The sequence below is a fragment of the Thermogemmatispora sp. genome (genome assembly GCF_019683755.1).
Classification (GTDB): domain Bacteria; phylum Chloroflexota; class Ktedonobacteria; order Ktedonobacterales; family Ktedonobacteraceae; genus Thermogemmatispora.
The window spans coordinates 1-3,797 of sequence record NZ_JADGHT010000403.1 but is presented as its reverse complement, the minus strand read 5'-3'; the positions used below and the strand labels follow the sequence as shown (position 1 = coordinate 3,797).

The window sequence follows — 3,797 nt, the reverse complement described above, 5'->3', positions numbered from 1 at the left end:
CCCTCAAAGAGCATCCTGCCGTCGCTGAGTCGGCCGTGGTTGGCAGCCCCGATGAGGTGCGGGGTCAGATCGTCAAAGCCTTCGTCGTACTGGCCCCGGGCTACAACCCCTCGCCCGAGCTTGCCAAAGAGCTACAGGAGCATGTGCGCCGTGTCACCGCGCCCTACAAATACCCGCGCGAGATCGAATTTGTTGAAACCCTCCCCAAGACCATCTCCGGCAAGATCCGTCGCGTCGAACTACGCGAACTGGAGCGCCATCGCAAACTTGGCCAAAGCGGTCAATCAGGTCAATCAGGCGCCTGACCGCTACGCCCGGCCAGCCCTTCACCGGCGAGAGCCGGCCTTCTCTGACCGGCAGAGGGGTGGCACAACCAAAAACGCCGTAAAAAAAGGGGCCGGGCAGGTCCATCCATAGCCTGCGCCGACCCCGCGTGTTTAGCTGGCTTTACTTTGCCAGCACCATGAGACAGGGGAGGAGCTAGAGCGTACCAGACTTGAAATGGCGATTGACCAGCCTGGTAATCACCGCCAGATGCTTCTGCAGGTACTGCTTGATCGCGCTAGCCTGCTGCTGCGTGATGGCACCGGCCTGGGCCGCGCGATCAACCTCATGCTCGATGGCGTTCAGAACAATCGTATGCAACTGGCTGGCCGAAACGTGCTGGGCCTCGGCAATCTGCTTGAGCGTCTTACCGGCCTGCAACTGTGACTTGAGCTGATCGACACTCAAATGCAGACCCTGAGCGATTTGGCTCTCTAAATCGGGCAGGTAGGGCTTCAACTGCTGACGAATGGCCAGGCGTGTCGCCCCCTTGAGCACAGCACTGCAGCCTGGATGAGCCGTCAGGCGCTGCTTGATCGCGGTGGCCTCGCTCTGCGTCAGCTTGCCATCCTTGACCATCTGATCGAGCACATCACTGAGAGCAGCGCTGCTATCCTGACGCAGCGTCGCGACCGAGACATGCAAGCGGTTCGCGAGATCCTGAAGCCATTGCTGGCAATAGGCCCCGGTCCTGGCTCCCGTGCCCGGCGTCACGGTCGCCTGGGGGCTACCGCTCTGACCCGTAGCGCTGGCCAGCAACGGTCGGGCAAAAAAGGCCCCAAAGACCATACACACCAGCAACAGAACAGCGCCACCAGCGATGAAGAAGACCTTTTTCATATGCTTCATAGCGTCATCGCTCCTTTTTCTTCGCGCTCTATCAATCAAGAGTAGAACCTTTACATAGCCTGTTTTCCCAGACAGAGAGACAACCTATGGGAGGGGAGCGAACGCCCAACCGTTTGACTTGCTCTAGCGTTCGCTCTTCCTGGCCGTGAGTATCATAGCGCCCAGATATAAAGAAGTCCTCAACGAGAAGCTCAAGATTTGCTCAAGATTGGAGCGCGAGATAGCAACAGCCAGGGTCGGGGCCGGCCAGAAAGAGCGACGTGTGGTAGTATTATCTAACGGACAGGAGGTCGCGCCTTCCGGCAGCTCGTCGACCTGAGTATTTCCGCCAGCCTTGGGCGCGGGAATAAGACAGCGGTGCTGCTGAGGGCGTGCAACAACGAGCAATGGCCCAGAAAATCCTCATCATTGAAGACGAAGAGGGAATCATCCATCTACTCAACCTGTACCTCAAAGACGCCGGGTACAACGTGATCGCGGCCCACGATGCCGCAGATGGGCTGGCCCTCCATGCACGCGAGCGGCCCGATCTGGTGATACTCGACATCATGCTGCCGGGGCTAGACGGCTTCGAAGTCTGCCGTCGGATTCGGTCCTGGTCCTCCACGCCCATTCTCATCCTGACGGCGCGAGGCGATGAAGATGATCGCATTCGTGGTCTGGACCTCGGGGCCGATGATTACCTGGTCAAGCCATTCAGCCCGCGCGAGCTAGTCAGTCGTGTGCGTGCCATCCTGCGCCGTGTCAGCGGCGGCAGCGGCGAAGGCAACGGAAACCAGGGAAAGCGCGAAAGCGAAGTCCTCCGTTTCCCCGGTCTCACTATCGACTTACCGGCGCGGCGCGTCGAAGTTGAGGGGCGCGAAGTGGCCCTCACCCCTACGGAGTTCGATCTGCTGGCCCTCCTGGCGCGCTCGCCCGATCGCGTCTTTACGCGCGAGATGCTCATGAATAAAGTCTGGGGCTACGACTACCTGGGGGATGGCCACATCATCGACGTCCATATCAGCGCCCTGCGCAAAAAGATCGAAACCAACCCCGAGCGGCGCTACATCAAGACCGTCTGGCGCGTTGGCTACAAATTCGATGCCACCGGCCTTCTTAAAGGGACCAATTGAAGGCCGCGCCCTCTACAGAGAAGATAGAACAGTTAATAGTAGATGGTGGCATAGATATAAAGGCTACAGAGATATAAAAAAAGGATGCGAGAACGATGCGTACGCACTGGTGGCACAGCATTCGCTGGAGGCTGGCGCTCGGCTCCATGCTGGTAGCCCTGCTGGCGACAGCCCTGCTAGCACTCATCATCGTGCTCTCTGTGGCCTACTTCTATGGCCAGGATCAACGTCAGCAACTGAGCGAGCTAGCCAGCAGTAGTGCCCGCCGCATCGGCGGCGACATGCTGCAGCATCAGCGCACGCTGGCGCAAGCCGCCAGCGATGTCCTTGCTCCGATCGTGCGCGGCGCCCAAGGACAAGACTCCCTGGTCATCGTCTACGCTTACCTACCGCGGGCCGCCACCCATCTACAGCCGGTCTACCCGGCTCTCGTCCGTGGCCGGCCTACCCTGGCCACCGTGCTGGTAGCCTCGACCGACCCCGACCTCAAGATCAACTATACCCGTGTACGGGCGGCGCTCACCCAGGGCACACGTGGTCAGCAGACCGTCGCCGACATTGGCGATAGCGGACCGCCCGGCTCGGCGCGTCCCTTTGTCGTTACGCCCATCTTCTACGGAGGTGACGCCCAAAGCGGTCCGGTCGTGGGCGTTCTCTTTGTCACCTCACGCGATGCGCTCGAGGGCACCATGCCCCCGCTCGTCGCGACCCTGAGCCGCTCTGTCCTGATCGCCTCCATCGTGGTAGCCGTCATTGCCGCCCTGGCGGCAATCTTCTTTTCACGCACCATTACCCGCCCTTTAGCCAAGCTGACAGGTGCCACGCGCCAGCTCGCTGCTGGCCACTATGACGTACGCGTCGAGACCAGCGCCAAAGGAGAATTGGGCGAACTGGCCCACAACTTCAATGAAATGGCTGCCCAACTGCAGCGCGATGTTGAGGAGCTGCGCAAACAAGAGCTATGGCGGCGCGAACTGATCATGAACATCACGCATGACCTGGCCACCCCTCTGACCGCCATCGCTGGCCTCGGCGAGTCACTCATCGATGGCGTCAACCGCAGTCGCGAAGACTATGAGGCCACAGGACGCATCATTGTGCGCGAGACCCTGCGCCTGCGCCGTCTCGTCAGGGACCTGCACATGATGGCCAAAATGGAGGCCGGTGCCCTCCAACTCCAGCGCCGGCCAGTGCGCCTGGCCGTCCTGGTCGATGAAGTGCTGGCCGTCCTCGCCCCCGAATTTGAGCGTGCCAACGTCGAACCGTGCAATACCATCGACTACAACCTGCCGCCCGTCCAGGCCGACCCCGATATGCTCACACGTGTCTTCTCGAACCTCTGCGACAACGCCCTACGCCACACGCCGGCAGGTGGCATGGTCGTTATTGACGCTGTCCAGCAGGAACAGTCGATCGTTGTAGCGGTTACCGATACCGGCAGCGGCATCCCCACCCAGGCCCTGCCCCGCAACCATTACCGCTAGAATAACTATCTCGAATACACCACTA

Annotated in this window: 3 protein-coding genes and 1 pseudogene; 3 read left to right on the top strand and 1 reads right to left on the bottom strand. The window is 60.4% G+C overall.

The annotated features are described in order from the left end of the window. Positions 1 to 305, top strand: a pseudogene (locus IRZ24_RS17935) (acyl-CoA synthetase); the annotation flags it as partial. Positions 306 to 480: 175 nt separating this feature from the next. Here IRZ24_RS17935 and IRZ24_RS17930 read toward each other — a convergent pair. Next, entirely contained in the window at positions 481 to 1,173 is a 693-nt protein-coding gene (locus IRZ24_RS17930) for a hypothetical protein (protein WP_297167313.1), read from the bottom strand. Positions 1,174 to 1,559: 386 nt separating this feature from the next. Here IRZ24_RS17930 and IRZ24_RS17925 point away from each other — a divergent pair, with 386 nt between their 5' ends. Further along, positions 1,560 to 2,288 carry a response regulator transcription factor gene (locus tag IRZ24_RS17925; protein ID WP_297167310.1) on the top strand — a complete coding sequence of 243 codons (729 nt, stop codon included), beginning with the start codon at positions 1,560 to 1,562 and terminating at the stop codon, positions 2,286 to 2,288. A 95-nt stretch (positions 2,289 to 2,383) separates the two neighbouring features. Then, positions 2,384 to 3,772, top strand: a complete 1,389-nt coding sequence (locus IRZ24_RS17920; protein WP_297167307.1) for a HAMP domain-containing sensor histidine kinase — start codon at positions 2,384 to 2,386, stop codon at positions 3,770 to 3,772. Positions 3,773 to 3,797: the final 25 nt, after the last annotated feature.